The organism is Pseudoalteromonas sp. L23, assembly GCF_021728455.1.
Lineage (GTDB): Bacteria > Pseudomonadota > Gammaproteobacteria > Enterobacterales > Alteromonadaceae > Pseudoalteromonas.
Map to the genome: position 1 here is coordinate 1 of NZ_JAKKCW010000046.1, position 2,589 is coordinate 2,589.

Sequence of the window (2,589 nt, forward strand, 5' to 3'; positions counted from 1 at the left end):
TGAGTTCCTGTTGTTCGATAAGTTTCAGCCATTGCTCTGCGGTTTTGTGTTTAGGCATGGTCAGCTCCGAATTGAGATCAGAGCTGTACTTTATAGGCTGAGCGTATTCAGTAGCTAGGTGTGGTTCAGGCGACGCTTACGGAGCGGCAGGCTGCACGGGTACAACAAAGCGCACCGCTGCTGGCCCAGTTTAAAACCTGGTTAGATAAATCAGCACAAACGGTGGTACCAAAATCGAAGCTGGGCGAGGCCGTCCACTATACGCTAAGGCAGTGGCCGAAACTCATTCGCTACCTCGATGACGGACATCTAAAGATAGACAACAACCGGGCAGAGCGCGCTATCAAACCGTTCGTCATAGGGCGAAAGAACTGGCTGTTTAGCTTCACCACAAGTGGCGCTGAGAGTAGCGCAATCCTCTACAGCGTGATCGAAACAGCCAGAGCAAACGGCCACACCCCATTCGATTATGTGATGCATTGCTTAAATGAATTAGCCCAGCCACAGTGCGATATCGACAGTTTACTGCCCTGGCATGTTAGCCTCTAGGTGTAGTTCGCCGTACGCTTACTTTTCATTGAGCTGCTCAGCAGCCTTGAAAACAAAATTCCAAGTTACCTAACCTAGAAAAAACGAAGCCCCGCTCCCTGAGGGCGAGGCTTTGGCTCAAAATAGCATTTAAGGAATATTAGCCACTCTTAAATTCAGAGAAAACTTCTAAATTCAACGGCATTGAAATTAAATATAAAAAAATTACCAAAGCCAAAATAAATATTATCCACCTCACAAGCTTTTTAACATTCATAATTTAATCCTCAATTGCCTTAACCGTTTCAACATTTTTAACCAAGCCTGTCCCTTTGTTTTCAGCGAATTCTTGGTTCAAATATCCGCTAACTGAAGTTGGAGAGTTACCTGTACCATTTGGAGTTATTTGTCCCATAACTGAAGTATTTCCTTCCATCACACCAGCTTCGTTTAGTACATCGACAACCATATCCGAGCAGTTATTTCCAATAGGTGAATATATTCCAGTATCATAATTTTCTATAACAGCATTAACTTTGTTTTCCATAACGTTTGAATCTGATCCTTCAAGTGTATAAATAGTTACATCTCTACCTTCTTTAGCATAGCCCTGCACTGCTTTATCAAAATTACCTGATGCCATTCCTGATATATTTATCGCTGTAGAATAAGCAGTTTTACCTGAACTCATAAATGTATGTCCTGCTGCTCCCAGACCAAATCCCGGTGAAACATGTGCGACTTTAACTTCTCGACCATCAGGATCTATGTACTTGTAAGGATTATTATTCCCGTATGAATAACGATTAAACGAATAAACTGGATTATCTGGTGTCCACCCAACAGGATCATTCGAATAAAAACGACCTATGACTGGATCATAGTATCGTGCCTGCATATAACTTAGACCAAGCTCTTTATCAAACTTATGACCGGTATAGCCTACATCATCTTTTGGCGTTTCCAACGTTTCACCAAACGGGCGGTAGTGTTGACGGCTATCTGCTTCCGACGCTGGTGTTACGTCGCCATATTTGGCAATCAACTTTTTGCCTAGGTAAATATAGTTAACACCTTCACCCGTTATGCTGTTGCCCTTTTCGCGATATAGCAAAGTGCCATCTTGCGAGTATAAGCTATAACTCGTTCCGCTTTGCTCTACTTGCTTAACGCGGCGATTATGTCCATCGTATAGATAGGTGTTATTTTTCGCTGAAGTAAGCTGGTTTGCTAAGTTAAAGTTAAGCTGATACGCACCATTGTTGTCGATATTGCCCCGCGTATCATACGTTAAGTTTGCATACTTACCATTGGTGCCTGCTCCCGTCACGCTAGATAGACGGTTCGTCGCTCTGTCGTATGTGTAGGTCAGGTTTCTATCTTTACTTTTGTACGACTCTATATTTCCTAGCGCATCATATTTAATACTGCTGTTACCAATGGCCGTACCACCTCTGACCGAGATTAATCTATGTAGATCATCGTAAACTAGGCTAGTCAAGCTATAAGTGGGTCGCACTTTGTCCAAGATTGCGCTGACATTCCCCCCCTTATCAAAGCTATAGTCTAACTTAACAATATTTTTTGTAGCTCGGCTGTCTTGGAGCACATCTGGCAGTAGGTTATCGTCAAGTATTAAACTATGTGTAACTCCATTGCCGTAAGTAAAGCCCTTTAACATCCCATTCGCGTAGTAACTGGCATCTGTAGCAAATTTAAGCTCGATGTCAACAGTGCCTGCTTTATAGGTCACTGCGCGTGTCGGCTCACCATACCCATTTGGACTAAAGTGTACCGATGTACCGTCAGGGTAAGCCAAATACTCACGTTGTTGTAATGCGTTATAACCATAATCAATTTCTAAAGGCAGTTGACCGTTGATTAGAAGCTGCTCTACCTCTAGTAGGTTTTGGTTGTTATACACATAGCTATGGGTGACATCTCCTGCAGTCAACCCTGTCACATTACCATTATTATCAAGAGTATAAGTAACTGAAGGTGTGTTACTGTTTTCAGGGTAGTTAATCTTATATAGGTCACCAACGTTATCATACACATACT

Annotated in this window: 1 protein-coding gene and 1 pseudogene; one reads left to right on the forward strand and one right to left on the reverse strand. The window is 42.5% G+C overall.

Translation table 11 applies throughout. The features are described from left to right. Nucleotides 1-141 precede the first annotated feature (141 nt). A pseudogene (locus L3V43_RS23590) lies at nucleotides 142-549 on the forward strand (transposase); the annotation flags it as partial. Between the two features lie 259 nt (nucleotides 550-808). On the opposite strand, the gene L3V43_RS23595 reads toward L3V43_RS23590, so the two are convergent. Next, nucleotides 809-2,589, reverse strand: a 1,781-nt coding sequence (locus tag L3V43_RS23595) for an RHS repeat-associated core domain-containing protein (RefSeq protein ID WP_237117543.1), incomplete at its 5' end; no start/stop codon positions are given.